The following is a 22,068-nucleotide window of genomic DNA, read 5'->3' as shown; positions in this document are numbered from 1 at the left end:
TCTAATGATTGTCTCCTACGTAATTGAAACGAAGACGTATTACTCTAAAATGACTTTGTTCATCTTTACCTTCAGCATAAAGTGTTATTTGGTTACCTTCAACGGTGTAAGTATAAGTAATTGGTACAAGCGAGTTATACGTGGTTCCCATAACAATTCTACTTAAAAATGTAGGTGTTTCAGGGAACGTAATAGTATGTTTCTGCGTATCGATTTCTCCAGTTAGAGAGTAATCATAGGCATAATTAGGTTCGTCAAGAGTAATCTTTGTATGTTTCAAATTTGGAATGTAGTTCTTAAATTCAGCAGTTTTATTTTTTAAATACGATTCATAATTCGCTTTGTTCTCTCCTGTTGCAAATGCTTGATCCTCATACAGTTCTCTGTAATCAAAATGGTACTTCAATTCAACGGTTTTATCTTTAATAGTCATCGTCATCTTAACCTTATCGAAGTCATCAAGCATTAGTACGGCGGCTAGTTTTTTGATATTAGAAGCTAGGAATACTTTCTGAATGGTCATTTGTTGGTCAGTCCATTTCCAAGTTCCTTGTTGATCCTTTGTAAGATCTTGTGGTGCTTTTATTGTTTGAGGAGATTTATCTGTTTGAGAAGACTGCGATGGAGAAGACTGACATCCCGCAATAAGGAGCACTGCAAAGAATGCCAAGAAACCGAAAAGGATCTTCTTTGTTTTAGTAAACATAAATTTACCTCCTAAACGTTGTTGCTTTAATTTTATCATTAAAGGAAATAATTATAAAGTGAAATGGTGAGCGATAGATGAAGAAGGGACTGTATAATAAAAAGAAAGGTTGGCGATGAGGGCAACCGTTCAACTTATTCTAACGAACGCTAGTGAGAACCAGGATCTTTAAAAAACACATTCTATTTATGGTACCGAAGGTATCATTTTTTGCTATAATAGACTGTATGAGTAGAATTTTAGACAATGAAATCATGGGCGATGAAGAGGCCGTTGAACGGACGTTGCGCCCGCAATACTTACATGAATATATTGGTCAAGATAAGGTCAAGGACCAGCTGAAAATCTTTATTGAGGCAGCTAAGCTTCGGGATGAAGCGCTGGATCATGTCCTTCTTTTTGGCCCTCCGGGGCTTGGAAAAACCACCATGGCCTTTGTCATCGCCAATGAACTGGGCGTCAATCTCAAGCAGACTTCTGGTCCTGTCATTGAAAAGGCCGGTGACTTGGTAGCTATCCTCAATGATCTAGAGCCGGGGGATGTCCTCTTTATCGATGAGATCCACCGTCTTCCTATGTCAGTCGAAGAAGTGCTTTACAGCGCCATGGAAGATTTTTACATCGACATTATGATTGGCGCTGGTGAGAGCAGCCGGAGTGTCCATCTGGACCTTCCTCCTTTCACTTTGATTGGGGCAACGACGCGAGCTGGTATGCTGTCCAATCCCTTGCGCGCTCGCTTTGGGATTACCGGACACATGGAATACTATGAGCAGGATGATCTGACAGAGATTGTCGAGCGGACCGCCGAGATTTTTGAGATGGAGATTACCCACGAAGCTGCCGAAGAGCTTTCTCTTCGTAGTCGTGGGACCCCTCGGATTGCCAACCGTTTGCTGAAACGGGTACGCGATTTTGCCCAGATTATGGGCGACGGCTTGATTGACGATACCATTACCGACAAGGCCCTCTCTATGCTAGATGTGGACCATGAAGGGCTGGACTATGTCGATCAAAAGATCCTGCGCACCATGATTGAGATGTACGGCGGTGGCCCGGTCGGGCTTGGGACTCTATCGGTCAATATTGCCGAAGAGCGCGAGACCGTAGAAGATATGTATGAGCCTTACTTGATTCAAAAAGGCTTTATCATGCGGACCCGGACAGGGCGCGTGGCGACTCGCAGGGCTTATGAACATCTGGGTTATCCCTACAATGGAGACTAGAAGAAGATGCTGACGGAAGAAACAATCGTAGAACAGATCCAAGCAGATCCGGAGATGATGACTGTCTTGGCTATTATTCGAGATCTAGACTTAGCAGATGCCTGGTTAGCAGCGGGTGCGGTGCGCAATTTCATCTGGAACGAGCTCTCTGGAAGACCAGGGTTTGACGCGACAACCGATCTGGATCTGGTCTTTTATGACCCTGCGATCAGCTATGAGGAGACTCTCCAGATCGAGCAGGAATTAAAGAAGACCTATCCCCAGTACGCTTGGGAAGTCAAAAATCAAGTCTATATGCACCAGCATAGTCCGGGGACGGCTCCTTATCGCAGTGCCTGTGATGCGGTTTCCAAATACCCCGAGCAGTGTACGGCACTTGCAGTTCGCTTGAGGAAAGATGGTCAGCTAGAGCTCTTTCTCCCTTATGGGACAAAGGATATCGAAGACTTCATCGTTCAGCCGACTCCACATTTTTTAGCCAGCCCAGAGCGTTTAGCGGTTTATACAGAGCGGATGAAAAAGAAGGATTGGCAGAGTAAATGGCCTCCATTAGAGGTTCGTTTTCCAAAATAGAGAAACAGATCAGATTTGAAAAAGGAATCTGATTTTTCTTTAAAATGATGGAGCCCCTTTGTCATCTTTCTGTCACATTTTTGTTATAATAGTAATAGTATGCTGGTTTTCCATAGTGGAAAGCCAAGAGCTCAGCTAGGTTGGGCAGTCCGAACAAGGAGTTAGGTGGAATCATGAAAAAAATCGTCTTTGTCTGCTTAGGAAATATTTGTCGGAGCCCCATGGCGGAGTTTGTCATGAAGGACTTGACGGATCAGTATGAGATTGAAAGTCGGGCCACCTCGAGCTGGGAACATGGCAATCCCATCCATCGGGGAACCCAGAAAATCTTTCAACAACACCAGGTCCCGTATGATCTAGCTAAGACGTCCTTACAGATCAAGGAAGAGGATTTTTACAACTTTGATTTGATTCTAGGGATGGACGAAAACAATGTAGCAGATCTGAAGCAAATGGCTCCTGCAGGGACAGAGCACAAGATTCATCTTTTTGCTGCTGAAAGTGTGCCAGATCCGTGGTATACCGGTGATTTTGAGGAGACCTATTCCAGAGTCCTGAGCGGCTGTAAGGCTTGGTTAGATCAGTTAGCAACTTCTTAAGAGTTTGATATGTGAGAGAATACAGAATATGAAAGAATTTTATGAGACCTATAAGGTCTATCTGACGCGAAAAAATTTAGAAATAGCAGCATTAGTCGTGATTATTCTATCTGCTTTGCTGGTTTTCTTTTCAGCCATTCCGGGTCAGGGTGTCTTGACCTTGGATAAGGGGGCGATCCGTTACGACGGAAGTTTGGTCCGTGGCAAGATGAATGGCAAGGGAACCGTCACCTTTAAAAATGGGGATACCTACACAGGTAACCTCGTCAACGGCTCTTTTAGCGGCTATGGTAAGTTTAAGTCCAAGGATGGCTGGACCTATGAAGGGCAGTTTGTTAATGGCCAGCCGGAGGGCAAAGGTACCTTAACCACAGAAGCCAACGTCGTATACAAAGGAACATTCAAGCAGGGGATTTATCAAAATGCGCATTAAATGGTTTTCACTAGTCCGTGTTACAGGACTCTTATTGGTATTGCTTTACCATTTCTTCCAAAAGGCCTTTCCTGGAGGCTTCATTGGGGTAGATATTTTCTTCACCTTCTCAGGATTTTTGATTACAGCGCTCTTGATCGATGAATTTGCGCGCAAGCAAGGAATCGACTACCTGGCATTCTTGAAACGGCGCTTTTACCGGATCGTACCACCCCTTGTCTTTATGGTCTTGGTCGTGATGCCCTTTACCTTTATGGTCCAACGGGACTACGTGGCTGGTATTGGGACTCAGATTGCGGCGGTCTTCGGTTTTGTGACCAATTTCTTTGAGATGGCAACGGGTGGTAGTTACGAAAGCAACTTCATTCCGCATCTCTTCCTTCATACCTGGAGTTTGGCCCTAGAAGTGCATTACTATGTGCTCTGGGCACTTTTGGCATGGTTCTTGGCTAAGCGAGCTAAGACGGTTGGGAAATACCGAGGTATGCTCTTCCTGGCGTCCAGCGGACTCTTTCTCTTCACCTTCTTGTCCATGTTCATCCGCGCCTTTCTGACAGCTAATTTCTCCACCATCTATTTTTCTAGCTTCACTCACATCTTCCCCTTCTTTGCGGGATCGTGTCTAGCAACGGTGACAGGGATTGCCAATGTCAGCCCGAACTTTACAAAGCTGGTGCAGTCTTGGAGCATGAAAAAGACCTTATCGGTCTTGGGTGGAAGCTTTGCCTTCTTGTTTGTGCTCAGTCTTTTCTTGCCATTTGATAGCTTGTGGACCTATCTATTTGGCTTTTTAGCAGCGACAATCGCAGCTTGTGCCATGATTCTGTCGACCCGCATTCTCCATGAGAAGACGCCGGATAAAAAGGAACCAGCCATCCTCAATTTCTTGGCAGATACCAGTTATGGTGTTTACCTTTTCCACTGGCCTTTCTTTATCATCTTCTCTCAACATTTGGGAAATATGATGGCAGCCCTTGTGACGATGATCGTTTCCTTGATTCTAACGGCTCTGTCCTTCTATATTTTGGAGCCAACCATTGCAGGCAAGGAGCCTCGTGTCTTTGGTATGAAGATGGATCTCAGCTTTTTGACCAAGCCAATCTTTTACCTCATGATTCCATTAGCTCTCTTGATGATCGGGATCTCTGCCTTTGCACCAACAGTCGGAGCTTTTGATGAGAGTTTGGTAGTGAGTGGGCTCAATCAAGCAGACAGCAAAATGCAGGTCACACGGATGCAGGTGGACAATGCGACTGCAACAGACTATAACGTCTCAAATGGTGTGACCATGATCGGTGATTCGGTTAACTTGCGAGCGCAGGACTACCTGACTAAAGCCATCCCTGGCATCCAGATTGATGCAGTGGTGAGCCGTCAGTTGGAAAATGGAATGAAGGTCTTTGAGACTGACATCTCCAATAAAGTTCTCCTAAAAAATGTGGTCATTGCCCTAGGAACCAATACTGTAAGTAACTACAAAGAATTGCTGGATCAGTATGTTGAGAAACTTCCAAAAGGCCGTCGCCTGATCCTTGTGACACCATATGATGGTCGCTATGCCAACGATCAGTCCAGTGAATCGGTTCAAACGCGTCTTTATGAGTTGGAACTAGCTAAGAAATACGACTTTATCACGATTGCGGACTGGTACCAAGTAGCAATTGAAAATCCAAACATTTGGGTGGGAACAGACTCTGTTCACTTCAATATGGAAACCAATGGTGGGGAACTCTATGCTCAAACAGTCAAAGAAGCCCTTGATAAGGCCGAAAAAGGTCCGGTCAAGAAGTAACAATGCTTCTCTGAAACTGAAACAAAACAAATCCTAACAAAATAAAACAAAAAGCAACTTTTTACTTGTAAAAAGCTGCTTATTTTAGTAAGATTAAGAAAACGCTTACAAAAATCAATTGAAAACATCTCTTTGTGAAGAAAAAATTTTTTTAATTATTTTTTCACAATTTTGCTAGACAATTGCTTTCACAGCAATAAGAATGATAAAAATTTCACAAACTTCAAAAAATCTTTGTGAAAGTTGCTTGGAAGTGTTTACAAAAATCTCAAAATAGAGTACAATTATATTGTGAAATAATTAACAAATCGAAATTTCTTACACTATTCTTGAAAATTTCAGAAAACATGGAAAAGTTCTAGAAAAGGATAAGGGTTTCAAACATTGGAGGAAAGCATCAAATGGCTGATAAAAAAACTCTCTCACCTGAAGAAAAGAAACTCGCTGCTGAAAAACACGTAGACGAGTTGGTGCAAAAAGCGCTGGTGGCGCTTGAAGAAATGCGCAAATTGGATCAGGAGCAAGTAGACTACATTGTGGCGAAAGCATCTGTGGCGGCTCTTGACGCTCACGGTGAGCTCGCTCTTCATGCCTATGAAGAAACTGGTCGTGGAGTCTTTGAAGACAAGGCGACGAAGAACTTGTTCGCTTGTGAACACGTAGTAAATAACATGCGTCACACGAAAACAGTTGGTGTCATTTCAGAAGATGACGTCACTGGTTTGACCCTGATTGCTGAGCCAGTCGGAGTTGTCTGCGGAATCACACCTACAACCAACCCAACTTCAACAGCAATCTTTAAAGCTTTGATTTCCTTGAAGACACGGAACCCTATCGTCTTTGCCTTCCACCCATCTGCTCAAGAATCATCTGCTCATGCGGCACGAATCGTACGCGATGCGGCAATTGCAGCTGGAGCACCTGAGAACTGTGTGCAATGGATTACCCAACCTTCTATGGAAGCAACCAGTGCCCTTATGAACCATGAAGGAGTTGCTACGATCCTTGCGACCGGTGGTAACGCCATGGTGAAAGCTGCTTATTCTTGTGGAAAACCAGCTCTTGGGGTTGGTGCCGGAAACGTGCCTGCTTACGTTGAAAAATCAGCCAACATCCGCCAAGCAGCACACGATATCGTCATGTCTAAATCATTTGACAACGGTATGGTCTGTGCGTCTGAACAAGCGGTTATCATCGATAAAGAAATCTACGATGAGTTTGTTGAAGAATTCAAATCTTACCACACTTACTTTGTTAACAAAAAAGAAAAAGCCCTTCTTGAAGAGTTCTGCTTCGGCGTAAAAGCCAACAGCAAGAACTGCGCGGGTGCGAAATTGAATGCGGACATCGTTGGGAAACCAGCAGCATGGATCGCTGAACAAGCTGGCTTCACTGTACCAGAAGGAACCAATATCCTTGCGGCAGAATGTAAAGAAGTTGGTGAAAAAGAACCGTTGACTCGTGAAAAATTGTCACCAGTCATCGCTGTTTTGAAATCTGAAAGCCGTGAAGACGGAATTAACAAAGCTCGCCAAATGGTTGAATTCAACGGTCTTGGTCACTCAGCAGCCATCCATACTGCTGATGAAGAATTGACCAAAGAATTTGGTAAAGCAGTTAAAGCTATTCGTGTGATCTGCAACTCTCCTTCGACTTTCGGTGGTATCGGGGATGTTTACAATGCCTTCTTGCCATCATTAACACTTGGATGTGGTTCTTACGGACGCAACTCTGTTGGGGACAACGTTAGTGCCATCAACCTCTTGAATATCAAAAAAGTCGGACGCCGGAGAAATAACATGCAATGGATGAAACTTCCTTCAAAAACATACTTTGAACGTGATTCAATTGAATACCTACAAAAATGTCGTGACGTTGAACGTGTCATGATCGTTACAGACCACGCTATGGTAGAGCTTGGTTTCCTTGATCGTATCATCGAACAGCTTGACCTTCGTCGCAATAAGGTAGTTTACCAAATCTTTGCAGACGTTGAACCAGATCCAGATATCACAACTGTTGAACGTGGTACAGAGATCATGCGTGCCTTCAAACCAGATACGATCATTGCTCTCGGTGGTGGATCACCAATGGATGCGGCCAAAGTTATGTGGCTCTTCTACGAACAACCAGAAGTGGACTTCCGTGACTTGGTACAAAAATTCATGGATATCCGTAAACGTGCCTTCAAGTTCCCATTGCTTGGTAAGAAGACTAAATTTATTGCGATCCCAACAACATCTGGTACAGGATCTGAAGTAACTCCATTTGCCGTTATCTCTGATAAAGCAAACAACCGTAAATACCCAATCGCAGACTACTCATTGACTCCAACAGTTGCCATCGTAGACCCTGCCTTGGTATTGACAGTTCCAGGATCTGTTGCAGCAGACACTGGTATGGACGTCTTGACGCACGCGACAGAAGCTTACGTATCACAAATGGCTAGCGACTTCACAGATGGTCTTGCTCTTCAAGCTATTAAACTTGTCTTTGAAAACTTGGAAAGCTCAGTCAAGAATGCGGACTTCCATTCACGCGAAAAGATGCACAATGCGTCAACCATCGCAGGTATGGCCTTCGCCAATGCCTTCCTCGGTATTTCTCACTCAATGGCCCACAAGATCGGTGCGCAATTCCACACCATCCACGGACGGACCAATGCCATCTTGCTTCCATACGTTATCCGCTACAACGGTACACGCCCAGCTAAGACAGCTACATGGCCTAAGTACAACTACTACCGTGCAGATGAAAAATACCAAGATATCGCTCGTATGCTAGGACTTCCATGCTCTACTCCAGAAGAAGCCGTTGAAGCTTACGCAAAAGCTGTATACGAACTCGGTGAACGCTGTGGTATCGAAATGAACTTCAAAGCACAAGGTATCGATGAAAAAGAATGGAAGAAACATTCTCGTGAATTGGCCTTCCTTGCTTACGAAGATCAATGTTCACCAGCTAACCCACGTCTTCCAATGGTAGACCATATGCAAGAAATCATCGAAGATGCTTACTATGGTTACAAGGAACGTCCAGGACGTCGTAAATAAGACGCCAAGGAACAACTGATGTTTATCAGCTACCCCCACTCGAAAGAGCGGGGGATTTTTGCTATTTGGGTCCAAAACTCGTTTTTTCATAAAAAATTAGACTTTTTTCAGAAATTGTGTTATTTTTATAGCATTCCGAGCTATTTTATGTTACCCTATAGTGTGTGAATCTGCCTGTAGCTGAAGGGTTATGATCCTTTTTCAGTTATAGGAAACGAAAAAATAAATCCAAGAAAGGAGGCCATCTCAAATGGAGTTAGAAGGTGACGTGCAAGGAAGACAAGATCAGGCACAGAAAATTATTGAAATGCCCCAACGAGATCGGGAAACTTCCACTTCAGAAAATCAGCCATCATCTGCTTCAGTGGTCTCCATGTATGGGCAGGAAAAGCCAAGCATTTCTAGCCTCCATCAGCAACTAGCGAGCGCGTCTGGAACCCAGACCATTCAATTGCGGGAGGAATTGGTGCTGGCGGTAGCGCAGAATGCTTCAGCGCAAGCAACTGCCTTTGAGGCAGCGGTCAAGGATAAGCTGGAAGAGGCCAAGGAGACGGTTTCTCATAAGGTCGCTGAGGTGTCACAAATGGCCCACAGCATGGCCCAATTTTTAACAGACGCAGAAGTGGAGCAACTATTAGGAGAGTTCTCCATGGATGCTTGTTGGGACCAAGCGGTAGAGGCGGAGAACCTCGCCCAAGCAAAGGCCTATTCCACTCGCTTGTCAGATTTGGCAGGTCAGCTGGAGGCTGCATCAGCTCAATTGGTGGACTTGGACAAGGGACAAGCGACGGCCTTTGATTTTTCATAAGTAGGAGAAAAAGATGTTAGAGATCCTGGGAGAGGACAGAGAACGAATTGAGGAGCTCCATCGAGAGATTAAAAAGGAGCAAGAGCGGATTGCGATCAGAAGTTTGATTGCAACGCAGAAAGCCTTGATGATGTTGGAAGGGATGAGTTTGCAGGTAACCTTGGGCGGTCAATCCGAAAAGATGCGCTCTTTTGCTACAACGACCCTCGTTAGTGATTTGAAAGATGGATTTACAGGAGGAGCAGCAGACGCGGTAGAAACAGCACTGAAAGCAGTGAAGAAGCCGATTTTATTGAGTCCGATTAAAGGAGGTATGTGATGTACCATTCAGGAAATAGTGAATTAGAACAACTAGAAGATCGACATTACCGCTTCAATCAAAAGCTTAGCGAGTTGGAGTGGGATTATGCGGATATGCGTATGGATGTCCGCCAACATACAGAAAATTTAGTAGACTGGCTGAGTGCCTTGCATTTTCAAGCCCCAAGTGCGGAGGCTCAAAGTGGCTTGGAGCGTTTATTTGCCTTGCAAGAAGAGTTTGAGGCAGAACTTAAGCGCTATGAAGAGCGTTTAGAAGAAGAACGTGAGCGCGAGCAGCAAGAATACTACAAGCAGCGTCAACAATTAGAACAAGGTGATTGAAACATTCCTCTGGTAGAGATAAGAGGAATGTTTTTGTTTGCTCAAAAACTTTTAAAAATGTGCCTATAAATTCTTGCAAGCGCTTACTTAGTATGTTATAATATTCACAAATAAACGAAAACAAAATGGTTTTATCAAACCAACAAAAAAGGAGTCGCTTATGAAAGCTGCAACTTATGTATCTGCAGGCAATCTGCAACTGCTGGACTAAGCTCATCACCCACCACTTCAAACTCTCAGAAGTTGAAAAAGCCTATGATGTCTTTAAACATGCGGGTGAAAACCATGCTCTCAAGGTGATTATCGAAAATGATATCAGTGAATGAAGTGGCAACTAATATTTGTTCATAGTTTTTTTAGACGGACCAGAGATATTCTGGTCCTATTTTCAACCCCCAAAAGCCAATGATTCCTTGCAAAATAAATTTGTTGTCTTATAATAGAAGTACAGAAAACGATTACATAAAGAGAAAGGTGTGATCTTATGAAACGGTTTTGTTATCATCGTGAATTCTGGATGGACTTCCATTTCTGGATCTTGGTCTTGCTTTTAGCGGCTGTGGCGTTGACGATGCGGGCTCCGCTTTCGGTAGTTAGCCTAGCTTATCTTGCTTTTGTTGGGATTTTGATCTTGCTGCAGGTCTTTCAACCGCCTGTATCGACGCGTCAGTATCCAGAAGGTAGCTACCATTTCAATTGGACCTTTTATCGGGATACCCGACTGTATATCGATCTCTTTTTATTAGCAGGTCTCTTGGCAGGCCCAATGGCTTCATCGGATATGGTCTATTGGATCTTGCTTGGAGCCGTCGTCGGCTCTATCGGCTTTGTATTTGTCGTAAAGGAAAAAGCGACTCAAAAGATGGCCTAAGGAATCACCATGTCCTAGATCTCTGAAACTAGTTTCAGAGATCTTTTTATTTTGCCCTAAAATGTGAAACTATAATCCAATTGCACGATTAATATTGTAAGCGCTTTAAAAATAGATTATAATCAATTTACAAGTACTCGAGTTGCCTTATTATCAAAGGAGAAGGAGTTATGTCAAAGATTACAAAAGATGAACTGATTGAACAAATCAAAGATGGCATCATTGTTTCTTGTCAAGCCCTCCCTCATGAACCGCTCTATACAGAAGCAGGAGGAGTTATTCCTCTCTTAGTCAAAGCGGCGGAGCAGGGTGGAGCTGTCGGAATCCGAGCCAATAGTGTCCGGGATATCAAGGAAATCAAGGAAGTGACCAAGTTACCGATCATTGGGATTATCAAACGCGATTACCCACCTGAAGAACCCTTTATCACAGCTACTATGAAAGAAGTCGATGAGTTGGCAGCTTTGGATATCGCGGTCATTGCGCTTGATTGTACCAAACGTCCACGTCATGATGGACTTTCGATTAGTGACTTTATCCATCAAGTCAAAGAGAAATATCCAGACCAACTCTTGATGGCTGATATTTCGACTCTGGAAGAAGGATTGACAGCTGTCGAAGCGGGAGTGGACTTTGTCGGAACGACCCTTTCGGGCTATACGGACTACAGTCCAAAGGTTGATGGCCCAGATTTTGAACTGATCCATAGTCTCTGCCAAGCAGGAGTAGATGTCATCGCAGAAGGCAAGATCCACTACCCTGATCAGGCCAAGAAAATCCATGATCTCGGTGTTCGTGGTATCGTCGTAGGTGGCGCCATTACCCGACCAAAAGAGATTACAGAGCGCTTCGTCGCAGCCTTAAAATGAGAAAACAAAACAGTAGATTGAAGGAGGAGGAGACCGAATAGAGAGTAGTCGAATCTGAAACATGAACAAGAATAGGCGTCCTCATTGAGGATAACCCCCTGTAAGAGTAATCTTACCGTAAATTGTGAGGAGAAATCACATGAAAATGAAAAAAGTATTGTGCTCGTTGGTAGCTGGTGCAGCTCTTCTAGCACTCGCAGCTTGTGGCTCTGGCGGAGGATCAAAATCAGAATCTTCTGGAGGAAATTCTGGTAAAACAGAAATTACCTGGTGGGCATTCCCAGTCTTTACTCAAGAAAAAGCAGATGATGGTGTCGGAACCTACGAAAAATCAATTATTGCAGCTTTTGAAAAAGCAAATCCAGATATCCACGTGAATTTGGAAACGATTGACTTCAAGTCAGGTCCTGAAAAGATCACAACGGCTATTGAAGCAGGAACTGCTCCAGATGTACTCTTTGATGCACCTGGACGGATCATTCAGTATGGTAAAAATGGAAAATTGGCTGATTTGAACGATCTCTTTACCGAAGATTTTGTCAAAGATGTCAATAATGAAAATATCATCCAAGCCAGCAAGGCAGGCGACACAGCTTACATGTATCCAATTAGTTCAGCACCATTCTACATGGCGATGAATAAGAAGATGCTCAAAGATGCAGGCGTGTTGGATCTTGTCAAAGAAGGCTGGACAACAGACGACTTTGAAAAAGTCTTGAAAGCCTTGAAAGACAAAGGCTACACACCAGGATCACTCTTCAGTAATGGTCAAGGTGGAGACCAAGGAACTCGTGCCTTCATTGCCAACCTTTATGGTGGTTCTGTTACTGATGAAAAAGTAACCAAGTATACAACTGATGATCCAAAATTTGTCAAAGGTTTGGAAAAAGCTTCTAAATGGATCGATGACGGCTTGATGATGAATGGTTCTCAATTCGATGGTGGAGCAGATATCCAAAACTTTGCGAATGGTCAAACTTCTTACACTATCTTGTGGGCGCCTTCACAAAACGGTATCCAAGCTAAATTGTTGGATGCAAGTAAGGTCGAAGTAGTAGAAGTGCCATTCCCATCTGACTCAGGCAAGCCAAAATTGGAATACCTTGTCAATGGATTTGCAGTCTTCAATAATAAAGATGAAAAGAAAATTGCTGCTGCTAAGAAATTTATACAGTTCATCGCAGACGACAAAGAATGGGGTCCAAAAGATGTTGTGCGTACAGGAGCCTTTCCAGTTCGTAGTTCATTTGGTAAGTTGTACGATGACAAACGGATGGAAACCATCAGCACTTGGACAAAATACTACTCACCATACTACAACACGATCAACGGTTTTGCAGAAATGCGGACCCTATGGTTCCCAATGTTGCAATCTGTTTCAAACGGGGATGAAAAAGCAGAACCAGCTTTGAAGACCTTTACTGAAAAAGCAAACGAAACCATTACGAAAAAATAATCAGTCTATGAATCGGACCTAAGTCTTTCATAGAAACGAGAATTTGCAGGCCCCTTCGAATCCGTATTTCTCTTTTTGGAAAGGAACGAAGGGGTCTTCATTCTTTCTGGATCTTCTTTTCTTAAGTCGGAAGATATGTTTAGAAAAGAAAATAGAAAAAGAACACTAGGAGGTGCCTTACTGTGAAGGTAAACAAAATCCGAATGAGGGAGACGCTCGTTTCCTACGCATTCCTAGCACCCATTTTAATCTTCTTTACGGTCTTTGTCCTAGCACCCATGATCATGGGCTTTGTGACAAGTTTCTTCAACTATTCTATGACATCCTTTAAGTTTGTCGGTTTAGAAAATTATTCCCGCATGTTTGCGGATAAGGTCTTTGTGAAGTCCTTGATCAATACTGTCATCATCGTTATCGGATCCGTTCCGATCGTCGTATTGTTCTCCTTGTTTGTGGCTTCTCAGACCTACCATCAAAATGCTATTGCGCGTTCCTTCTATCGTTTCGTCTTCTTCCTTCCAGTTGTTACAGGGAGTGTAGCGGTAACGGTTGTATGGAAATGGATCTATGATCCACTATCAGGGATTTTGAACTTTGTATTGAAATCTGGACATGTCATCAACCAAAACATTTCTTGGTTGGGGGACAAACACTGGGCTTTGATGGCCATCATCATTATTTTGTTGACCACTTCAGTTGGTCAACCGATCATCCTCTACATCGCTGCTATGGGAAATATTGATAATTCCCTCGTAGAAGCCGCGCGTGTGGATGGTGCGACAGAATTTCAAGTTTTCTGGAAGATCAAATGGCCAAGCTTGTTGCCAACAACTTTGTACATTGCCATCATTACGACCATTAACTCTTTCCAATGTTTCGCCTTGATCCAATTGTTGACATCCGGTGGTCCTAACTACTCAACGAGTACCCTTATGTACTACCTCTATGAAAAAGCCTTTAAACTCTCTGAATACGGTTATGCCAACACCATGGGTGTCTTCCTTGCGGTGATGATTGCCATTATCAGTTTTGCGCAATTCAAGATCCTCGGAAACGACGTAGAATACTAAAGAAAGGAGCCTCAGATGAAACCAACACAAAAGAAACCCATCACTGCCTTTACAGTGATTTCAACGATCATTTTGCTCCTTTTGACAGTCTTGTTCATTTTCCCATTTTATTGGATTTTGACAGGGGCCTTTAAGTCTCAGCCAGATACCATTATGATTCCACCTCAATGGTGGCCAAAGACACCAACCATGGAAAACTTCCAACAGTTGATGGTACAAAACCCAGCCCTACAATGGTTGTGGAATAGTGTCTTCATCTCCCTTGCAACTATGCTTTTGGTGTGTATGACCTCTTCCTTGGCAGGTTATGTCTTGGCTAAGAAACGCTTCTATGGGCAACGAATTCTCTTTGCCATCTTCATTGCAGCTATGGCCCTTCCGAAACAAGTTGTCTTAGTTCCATTGGTACGGATTATTAACTTTATGGGGATCCATGATACCCTTGCAGCGGTTATTCTACCATTGGTCGGATGGCCATTCGGGGTCTTCTTGATGAAGCAATTTAGTGAAAACATCCCAACAGAACTCTTAGAATCTGCTAAGATCGATGGTTGTGGAGAGTTGCGAACTTTCTGGAGCGTTGCCTTCCCAATTGTCAAGCCGGGATTTGCAGCCCTTGCCATCTTTACCTTTATCAACACCTGGAACGACTACTTTATGCAATTGGTAATGCTGACCTCTCGGCAAAACTTGACTATTTCACTAGGGGTTGCAACCATGCAGGCTGAAATGGCCACCAACTATGGCTTGATCATGGCTGGGGCAGCCCTAGCTGCAGTGCCAATCGTTACGGTCTTCCTGGTTTTCCAAAAATCCTTCACACAAGGGATTACCATGGGAGCGGTCAAAGGATAAGTCGTCCGTTTGGACAAACGATCGTTATGTACAGATCGGTTTTCAAGGCTGAGAAGTATCGAAAGGATGAGAATATGATATTTGATGATTTAAAAAACATCACCTTTTACAAAGGAATCCACCCCAATCTGGATCAGGCCATTGACTTTCTCTATGAGCATCGGAAGGATTCTTTTGAATTGGGGAGATACGATATTGATGGGGATAAGGTCTTTCTCGTCGTTCAAGAAAATACCCTCAACAAAGCAGAAAATGATCGCTTTGAACACCACAAAAGATATGCCGATTTGCATCTATTAGTAGAAGGGCATGAGTTTTCGAGTTATGGATCTCGTGTGACAGGTGAGGCTATCGCATTTGATGAAGCATCGGACATCGGTTTTGTCCATTGCCAGGAGTCTTATCCGCTTCATCTAGGCTATCATAATTTTGCGATTTTCTTTCCAGGGGAGCCTCACCAGCCCAATGGCTATGCAGGGCAAGAAGATATCGTGAAAAAATATCTATTTAAAATTGCGATCGATTGATCACGTTAGAAAGGAGTGCCTATGTCATCTAAGGGAGCAGGATTGATCAAAACCGTTTTTAACACGGACAATGTAGTGATGCGTATCAGTGAGAAGGTCCTCGACTTGGTAACTGTTAATCTTTTATTTGTGCTAAGTTGTTTACCAGTTCTCACGATTGGAATTGCGAAAATTAGTTTGTATCAGACCTTATTTGCCATTAAGCACCAGCGTCGTGTTCCGGTGATTCGTAGTTATGCGAAGGCTTTTCGGGACAATTGGAAAATAGGCTTGCAACTAGGAAGTTTAGAACTGATTGTTGCAGGTATTTGTCTCTTTGATTTATTCTTATTTTGGGGGCAAACTTCCCTAGCTTTCCAAGCTTTGAAAACCATTTGTTTAGGCCTCTTTCTCTTTCTTGTGTTGATCTTATTGGCTGCTTATCCGATTGCAGCCCGCTACCAATTGGATTGGAAAGAGTGTTTGCAAAAAGCCATGATTGTGACAGGCTTACATTTTCCTTGGTTCTTCGTCATGGGAAGTGCTCTCTTACTTCTATGTATGGCTCTTGCAAGCTCGGTTTTAGCTTTCCTATTGGGACTCATGATCTTTTTCTTGTTCGGCTTTTCAAGCTTGGCTTTTGCACAAGTTGGATTAATGGAAAAGATTTTTGCCCAGTACCAAGAATAAAATGAATTTATTAGTGACAAAAGGAGAAAAAATGTCAGATTTAAAAAAATATGAAGGAGTCATCCCCGCTTTTTACGCCTGCTATGATGACCAAGGAGAAATTAGCCCGGAGCGGGTACGTGCGCTGGTAGAATATTTTATCGCGAAAGGTGTGCAGGGCTTGTATGTCAACGGATCCTCTGGCGAATGTATCTACCAGAGCGTGGCCGATCGCAAGCTGATCTTGGAAGAAGTGATGGCAGTGGCTAAAGGGAAATTGACCATCATTGCTCACGTAGCCTGCAACAACACCAAGGATAGCGTGGAATTGGCACGACATGCGGAAGAACTAGGAGTGGATGCCATTGCGGCCATTCCACCGATCTATTTCCGCTTGCCAGAATACAGTGTGGCCCACTACTGGAATGAAATCAGTGCAGCCGCACCCAATACAGACTTTGTCATCTACAATATCCCGCAATTGGCAGGGGTCGCTTTGACACCGAGCCTTTACAAGGAAATGTTGAAAAACCCACGGGTGATTGGAGTCAAGAATTCTTCGATGCCTGTTCAGGACATTCAAACCTTTGCTTCTTTAGGAGGCGACGACCACATCGTCTTTAATGGTCCGGATGAACAATTCTTAGGTGGCCGTCTCATGGGAGCGCAAGCTGGGATCGGTGGCACCTATGGTGCGATGCCAGAACTTTTCTTGAAGCTCAATCAGCTGATTGCTGAGAAAGACTTAGAGACTGCGCGTGCCCTGCAGTTTGCCATCAATGACATTATCGGAGTCTTGACGTCTGCTCATGGCAATATGTATGCAGTCATCAAAGCGGTTTTGCGCATCAATGAAGGTTTGGACTTGGGATCTGTTCGCTCCCCTTTGACGCCAGTAGTAGAAGCGGATCAAGAAGTGATTCAACGTGCTGCTCAACTCATTCAGGATACAAAAGCCAGATTCCTTTAATCAAAGGAGGTCTAGATGAATCCATATGTTGTAATTGATATCGGAGGGACCAGTATCAAGTATGGTCTAGCCGATGCAAAAGGGCAACTCCTAGAGACCCATGAAATGCCAACGGAGGCCCAAAAAGGAGGACCTCACATTCTTAACACAACAAAGGAAATCGTAGCCCGTTATTTGAAGAAGCATCCCTTGGCAGGGGTTGCGATTTCTTCAGCCGGAATGGTAGATCCTGATAAGGGAGAAATCTTTTATGCAGGCCCACAAATTCCCAACTATGCAGGCACCCAATTCAAAAAGGAAATCGAAGAGACCTTTCAGATCCCTTGCGAGATTGAAAATGATGTCAACTGTGCCGGTCTCGCAGAGGTCACTACAGGCCATGCAAAAGGATCGAACAATGCTGTTTGCCTGACAATTGGGACAGGGATCGGTGGTTGCCTCTTGCTTGATGGTCAGGTCTTTCATGGCTTTAGTAATTCAGCCTGTGAGGTTGGCTATCTTCATTTGCCAGACGGTGCCTTTCAGGATCTAGCTTCAACGACGGCTTTGGTCGAGTATGTGGCAGAACATCATAGTGATCCTGTGGAACAGTGGAATGGTCGCCGGATCTTCAAGCAGGCAACGGAGGGAGATAAAATCTGTATGGCTGGAATTGATCGGATGGTGACCTACCTTGGTAAAGGACTGGCCAATATCGTTTATGTGGTCAACCCAGAGGTCATCGTTCTCGGAGGGGGCATTATGGCCCAAGAAGCCATCCTCAAGCCAAAAATCTATCAAGCTCTGTGTGCCGAACTGGTTCCTAGCCTGGCAGATAAGATCCGTTTGGAATTTGCCCACCATCAAAACGCCGCAGGTATGTTGGGGGCTTACTATCACTTTAGACAAAAACATGAAACATAAAACAAGTCGCGCTGGCGACTTGTTTTTGATTCATTAAAAAAAGCATGAAGGATGAAGAAAACCTGATCTTTCATGCTTTTTAAATAGGGAGACCATATTAAGATTTTCGAGAACGTTGACTAGAAAGTTTTTTGTTTTCCCAGTAACTATTAAAGACAATTTCCTTTTGTTCTCGGCTTTTATTAAGGAAATGAGCATAGATCAAATCGACCACAATGAGGAGTGGTAAAATGGCGGAGATTCGATCGATATAGGTACTACTAGGAAGAGGTGCGGCCGGTAACACTTCTGTGAATCCTTGGTGGATGGCAGCCGGGTTAGCAGTCACAAGAACCGTTTTTGCCCCTTTTTCTTTGGCGTCCAGGAGACTGTCTGTAATGGAGTTGGTGCCTCCTGACAATGAGAAACCGATGACTAAACAAGAGGAATCGAGAATACTGGTCGTCCAAGCAAAGCCATCTTGATCAGTCAGGGCTTCACAAACGACGCCCAGTCGCATAAAGCGCAATTTCATTTCTCGAGCGACTAAACCGGAACTACCGATCCCGAAGAAATAGACTCGATCTACTTGATCGATTAGTTCAGCTACCCGATCTAATTGGGAATCTTTTACCAGACTTTCAGTGACGTTACTGATATGGTGGTAGCGTTGCAAGACGCTGAGAGTGAGTTCATCATGCTCTTGCACTTGTTTTTGATTCTTTGTTTCCTCATTAAAATGATAGATAAACTCCCGATAGCCGGAAAAGCCACATTTTTGAGAGAAACGCGTTAAAGCTGCCTTTGAGACATGGAGTAACTCCGTTACACGAGAAGAGGACAGGGAGTGCTGTCGTGCTTCGGATGATAAAAAATATTGGGCAATGTCGCGTTCCATATCTGTTAACTCAGCTTCATGGCTGGCGATAATGGCGCGTAAATCTTGATCTTGTTTCACAGCAATCCTCCTTTCTCACGAGATGAAATAACAGGATACTCCTATAATATATTACACATTATAACATGGGTAACCGCTTTATTCAAGTAAAAGAAATCAAGAAATACTGAAACTAGGAACAGGATATGCGAAAAGAAGAGAACGCTACCAATCTTGGCAGTAGGGGCTTGCTGGCTGTCCAAAATTTTCTGAAAATTCCCGGTTGGGCCTGAACAAACGATATGAATTGTGGTATAATTTAAGATAATTGTACTGTTGTTGGAAGAACAATAGTTGAATAAGGAGGTGTGACGATGTCGAATGCAACACTCGAGATGATGCAAGAGATCGAGCAAGCTGCTCAGGGCGTGATCGTAGGCTATGAAGCTCAAGTTGAACAAATCCGAACGGATTCGCGCGATCGCCTTGCAACAGTGGCACAGCATTACGATGAGGAAACCAAGCAATTGGTCACAGAGGCAGAAAAAAACGCCCAGGAAAGACTCGTCCGTTTAACGAAAGATCTGGAAGAAACGGTTGCGCGCAATGATGCCAAGGTACAACAGGCGATGACCGACAAGCGAGCCGGGTTAGTTGAAGCCATTGTAGAAAAGGTGGTAGCAAGCTATGGCCGTTAGTCAGATGCAAAAACTGTCCCTCATCTTACCCAAAGATGACTTGGACAGTCTCCTACTAGCGCTACAGTCTGAGGCAAAAATCCAGATTTATGACCTCAGTGAGCATGAAGAGTGGCAGGCTGCCTTTGAGGCAAATACCTTGTCTCAACCCTTGACAGAGGACAATCGTCAAGCCTTGGTAGAGCTGCAAAAACGTCAAGAACAAGTTGAAAAAATGATTCAGACTCTAGAGCCCTACATGCCTGAGAAGAAGGCTCTGCAAGCTCTGAAGGAAGAACCATTAAGCTTGTCTTTTGATGACTTGCAGGCCCACGGGATGATTCGAGACGAGGATCTTCTATTGACCAAGTTGAAACGCCAATTGCACGTGTTAGACAAGGCTCGTCAGAAGATTGCGGATGCAAAGGGAGAGATAGAGCGCTTAGAAAAATGGCGACCGTTAGAGGTGACGCCAGCCGCCCTCGCTACTTTTCACTATGTGCATGGCTTGATCGGGACGATCCCAAATAGCGATACAGACGCTGTTCGTTCTTCCTTAAAAGCTCATCCTGAGCTGGAGTTAGAAGAAGTCTTTACGTCTGAAACCGAACACGGTTATGTCATCTTGTATCGTTCGGGAGACCGTGTAGCTGTTCAGGAGCTTCTGGAAGAACATGGGTTCAAAGAATTAGACTATGAAGAAGAGCAGGTCCCGGCCGCCTACTTGGATCGCCTAGAAGGGGAAATCAAAGAACAAGAAGCTGTAGTTGCAGCAACCCTAGCCGAGTTACAAAACTCCCAGAAGGAGCTGGACCAGCTCAAGTACCAGATGGATTACTTGCTGAGTTCGGGAGCTCGTGAGGAAGCTAAGTCGCTTCTTGCCAGCACGCAAAGCTTGGTAGCCCTAGAGGGTTGGATTGAAACCTCCCAAGTAGCCTCATTGCGAGACTTCTTGCAAGAAGGTTTTGGTTCTCGGGTCTTACTAGAGACGCGCGATGTGACGGAAAAAGATTGGGATGACGTTCCGATCCAGTTGCGAAATAATGCCTTGGTAGAGCCCTTTGAATTAGTCACAGAGATGTACGCCCTGCCTAAGTATTACGAGAAAGATCCGACACCAATCGTTTCTCTCTTCTACTTTGTTTTCTTTGGCATGATGGTCGCAGATATCGGTTATGGACTGTTGCTAACCTTGGCGACAGGTTTTGCCCTTAAAGCCTTCAAGCTCAAGCCTGGTACAGCCAAGAACCTTCGTTTCTTCAGTCTCCTCGGAATTTCAGTTGCCCTTTGGGGTGTGGTCTATGGCTCTTTCTTTGGATTTGAGATGCCTTTTGCCTTGATCAGTACGACCAGTAACGCCATGACCATCCTGATCCTCTCAGTGGTCTTTGGTTTTATCACCGTCTTGGTGGGCCTCTTCCTAGGGGGGATGAAAAATGTTCGCCTCAAAGACTACACGGAGGCCTATAATGCTGGCTTTGCTTGGGTCTTGATCCTACTTGGTTTAATGCTTCTAGCAGTAGGCAATATCTTGCCAGGGATGAGCATTTTAGTTCCGATTGGCAAGTGGTTAGCTATTTTGAATGCCATTGGGATCTTGATTGTTTCCATTGTCAGTGCCAAGAAGCTGTCCGGTTTAGCTTCTGGTCTCTTTAACCTCTACAATGTTAGTGGCTATATCGGAGACTTGGTCAGCTTTACCCGTTTGATGGCCTTGGGCTTGTCTGGAGCGAGTATCGGTTCGGCCTTTAACCTTATTGTCAATCTATTCCCACCACTTGGACGGTTTACGGTAGGGCTTGTGCTCTTTATCGTCCTCCATGCCATTAATATGTTCCTGTCCTTCTTGTCAGGATATGTGCATGGAGCCCGTTTGATCTTTGTGGAGTTCTTCGGTAAGTTCTACGAAGGAGGAGGCAAGCCATTTCGTCCTCTCAAACCTTCTGAACGCTATATTAAAACAAAAAAATAAGTATTATCTTTAATAAATAGGAGTATATTCATGGAATCTTTAGCATCATATTTTTCAGCCCATGGGGGCGCCTTCTTTGCAGCATTTGGTGTGGCGATCGCCGTTGCACTTAGTGGAATGGGATCTGCCCTTGGGGTTGGTAAAACGGGTCAAGCAGCAGCAGCGCTCTTGAAAGAACAACCTGAAAAATTTGCCCAAGCCTTGATTTTGCAATTGTTGCCAGGTACACAAGGTTTGTACGGTTTCGTTATCGGGATCCTGATCTGGTTGCAAATTAAGCCAGATATGCCACTTGAAACAGGGGTTGCTTATTTCTTTACAGCTCTTCCAGTTGCGATCGTTGGTTATTTCTCAGCAAAACACCAAGGAAATGTTGCGACAGCAGGTATGCAAATTTTGGCCAAACGCCCTGAAGACATGATGAAAGGGGTTATCCTTGCGGCCATGGTTGAAACCTACGCCATCTTGGCCTTCGTTGTGTCCTTCCTATTGACCCTACGCGTCGGCTAAGAGCTAGCTTTGATGGATTCGCCTTACGAGGCGAAAAACACAAGACGCATGC

At 44.2% G+C, this 22,068-nt stretch carries 23 protein-coding genes and 1 pseudogene; 22 read left to right on the top strand and 2 right to left on the bottom strand.

Translation table 11 applies throughout. From position 1 onward, the window contains the following. Nucleotide 1: 1 nt before the first annotated feature. Nucleotides 2–706: a hypothetical protein gene (locus ABVF55_RS00960; RefSeq protein WP_229100956.1), complete on the bottom strand. Its 705-nt coding sequence runs from the start codon at nucleotides 704–706 to the stop codon at nucleotides 2–4. A gap of 227 nt (nucleotides 707–933) precedes the next feature. On the opposite strand from ABVF55_RS00960, the gene ruvB reads away from it, so the two are divergent. The 19 genes and pseudogenes from ruvB to ABVF55_RS00865 all read left to right on the top strand — a co-directional run bounded on the left by ruvB (nucleotide 934) and on the right by ABVF55_RS00865 (nucleotide 18,001). Beyond that, nucleotides 934–1,932, top strand: a complete 999-nt coding sequence (gene ruvB / locus ABVF55_RS00955; RefSeq protein ID WP_445285389.1) for a Holliday junction branch migration DNA helicase RuvB — start codon at nucleotides 934–936, stop codon at nucleotides 1,930–1,932. 6 nt (nucleotides 1,933–1,938) lie between these two features. After that, a complete protein-coding gene (locus ABVF55_RS00950; protein ID WP_155173136.1) occupies nucleotides 1,939–2,505 on the top strand; it encodes a nucleotidyltransferase family protein in 567 nt (188 codons plus the stop codon). Between the two features lie 173 nt (nucleotides 2,506–2,678). Beyond that, complete coding sequence (locus ABVF55_RS00945) at nucleotides 2,679–3,104, top strand: low molecular weight protein-tyrosine-phosphatase (RefSeq protein WP_445285388.1); 426 nt, start codon at nucleotides 2,679–2,681, stop codon at nucleotides 3,102–3,104. A gap of 28 nt (nucleotides 3,105–3,132) precedes the next feature. Beyond that, the gene (locus ABVF55_RS00940) at nucleotides 3,133–3,537 is read left to right on the top strand and encodes a hypothetical protein (protein WP_070660610.1); all 405 of its coding nucleotides are present in this window, start codon (nucleotides 3,133–3,135) and stop codon (nucleotides 3,535–3,537) included. Further along, entirely contained in the window at nucleotides 3,527–5,329 is a 1,803-nt protein-coding gene (locus ABVF55_RS00935; protein ID WP_445285387.1) for an acyltransferase family protein, read from the top strand. Before ABVF55_RS00940 ends, ABVF55_RS00935 begins: the two co-directional genes overlap by 11 nt. Before the next feature lie 401 nt (nucleotides 5,330–5,730). After that, nucleotides 5,731–8,382, top strand: coding sequence for a bifunctional acetaldehyde-CoA/alcohol dehydrogenase (gene adhE, locus ABVF55_RS00930; protein WP_070675944.1), 2,652 nt, complete (start codon nucleotides 5,731–5,733; stop codon nucleotides 8,380–8,382). Nucleotides 8,383–8,632: 250 nt separating this feature from the next. Then, complete coding sequence (locus tag ABVF55_RS00925) at nucleotides 8,633–9,190, top strand: hypothetical protein (protein WP_445285386.1); 558 nt, start codon at nucleotides 8,633–8,635, stop codon at nucleotides 9,188–9,190. 13 nt (nucleotides 9,191–9,203) lie between these two features. Next, on the top strand, nucleotides 9,204–9,509 hold the full coding sequence (locus ABVF55_RS00920; RefSeq protein ID WP_049472664.1) for a hypothetical protein: 306 nt from the start codon (nucleotides 9,204–9,206) through the stop codon (nucleotides 9,507–9,509). Beyond that, nucleotides 9,509–9,832, top strand: a complete 324-nt coding sequence (locus ABVF55_RS00915) for a hypothetical protein (RefSeq protein ID WP_003009394.1) — start codon at nucleotides 9,509–9,511, stop codon at nucleotides 9,830–9,832. Before ABVF55_RS00920 ends, ABVF55_RS00915 begins: the two co-directional genes overlap by 1 nt. Nucleotides 9,833–10,038: 206 nt before the next feature. Beyond that, a pseudogene (locus ABVF55_RS00910) lies at nucleotides 10,039–10,158 on the top strand (alcohol dehydrogenase); the annotation flags it as partial. 158 nt (nucleotides 10,159–10,316) lie between these two features. Next, a complete protein-coding gene (locus tag ABVF55_RS00905; RefSeq protein WP_031572794.1) occupies nucleotides 10,317–10,703 on the top strand; it encodes a hypothetical protein in 387 nt (128 codons plus the stop codon). Between the two features lie 170 nt (nucleotides 10,704–10,873). Next, on the top strand, nucleotides 10,874–11,572 hold the full coding sequence (locus ABVF55_RS00900) for an N-acetylmannosamine-6-phosphate 2-epimerase (RefSeq protein WP_003009406.1): 699 nt from the start codon (nucleotides 10,874–10,876) through the stop codon (nucleotides 11,570–11,572). Nucleotides 11,573–11,711: 139 nt separating this feature from the next. Then, entirely contained in the window at nucleotides 11,712–13,028 is a 1,317-nt protein-coding gene (locus tag ABVF55_RS00895) for an extracellular solute-binding protein (RefSeq protein WP_049492285.1), read from the top strand. 182 nt (nucleotides 13,029–13,210) lie between these two features. Next, nucleotides 13,211–14,098: a carbohydrate ABC transporter permease gene (locus tag ABVF55_RS00890; protein WP_003009412.1), complete on the top strand. Its 888-nt coding sequence runs from the start codon at nucleotides 13,211–13,213 to the stop codon at nucleotides 14,096–14,098. Between the two features lie 15 nt (nucleotides 14,099–14,113). Further along, nucleotides 14,114–14,953, top strand: coding sequence for a carbohydrate ABC transporter permease (locus ABVF55_RS00885; protein WP_003002334.1), 840 nt, complete (start codon nucleotides 14,114–14,116; stop codon nucleotides 14,951–14,953). A 74-nt stretch (nucleotides 14,954–15,027) separates the two neighbouring features. After that, nucleotides 15,028–15,480, top strand: coding sequence for a YhcH/YjgK/YiaL family protein (locus ABVF55_RS00880; protein WP_003015325.1), 453 nt, complete (start codon nucleotides 15,028–15,030; stop codon nucleotides 15,478–15,480). A gap of 21 nt (nucleotides 15,481–15,501) precedes the next feature. Continuing rightward, nucleotides 15,502–16,149, top strand: coding sequence for a YesL family protein (locus tag ABVF55_RS00875; RefSeq protein WP_003009419.1), 648 nt, complete (start codon nucleotides 15,502–15,504; stop codon nucleotides 16,147–16,149). 31 nt (nucleotides 16,150–16,180) lie between these two features. Continuing rightward, entirely contained in the window at nucleotides 16,181–17,098 is a 918-nt protein-coding gene (locus ABVF55_RS00870) for a dihydrodipicolinate synthase family protein (RefSeq protein WP_414378543.1), read from the top strand. A gap of 15 nt (nucleotides 17,099–17,113) precedes the next feature. Continuing rightward, nucleotides 17,114–18,001, top strand: coding sequence for an ROK family protein (locus ABVF55_RS00865; RefSeq protein WP_445285385.1), 888 nt, complete (start codon nucleotides 17,114–17,116; stop codon nucleotides 17,999–18,001). Nucleotides 18,002–18,098: 97 nt separating this feature from the next. Here the strand turns inward: ABVF55_RS00865 and ABVF55_RS00860 are convergent, their stop codons facing one another. Then, entirely contained in the window at nucleotides 18,099–18,938 is an 840-nt protein-coding gene (locus ABVF55_RS00860) for a MurR/RpiR family transcriptional regulator (RefSeq protein ID WP_049472655.1), read from the bottom strand. 293 nt (nucleotides 18,939–19,231) lie between these two features. Between ABVF55_RS00860 and ABVF55_RS00855 the strand changes: the two genes are divergently transcribed. Genes ABVF55_RS00855 through ABVF55_RS00845 form a run of 3 tightly spaced genes read left to right on the top strand, consistent with a single transcriptional unit; the run spans nucleotide 19,232 to nucleotide 22,016 of the window. Next, nucleotides 19,232–19,555: a hypothetical protein gene (locus tag ABVF55_RS00855; protein WP_003009429.1), complete on the top strand. Its 324-nt coding sequence runs from the start codon at nucleotides 19,232–19,234 to the stop codon at nucleotides 19,553–19,555. Next, nucleotides 19,545–21,506, top strand: a complete 1,962-nt coding sequence (locus ABVF55_RS00850) for a V-type ATP synthase subunit I (RefSeq protein ID WP_445285384.1) — start codon at nucleotides 19,545–19,547, stop codon at nucleotides 21,504–21,506. Before ABVF55_RS00855 ends, ABVF55_RS00850 begins: the two co-directional genes overlap by 11 nt. 30 nt (nucleotides 21,507–21,536) lie before the next feature. Beyond that, the gene (locus tag ABVF55_RS00845; protein ID WP_003009435.1) at nucleotides 21,537–22,016 is read left to right on the top strand and encodes a V-type ATP synthase subunit K; all 480 of its coding nucleotides are present in this window, start codon (nucleotides 21,537–21,539) and stop codon (nucleotides 22,014–22,016) included. Nucleotides 22,017–22,068 lie beyond the last annotated feature (52 nt).

This window comes from Streptococcus sp. KHUD_012 (assembly GCF_052588255.1).
The sequence above is the reverse complement of the archived record's forward strand: the minus strand, read 5'-3'. Positions and strand labels throughout refer to the sequence as shown.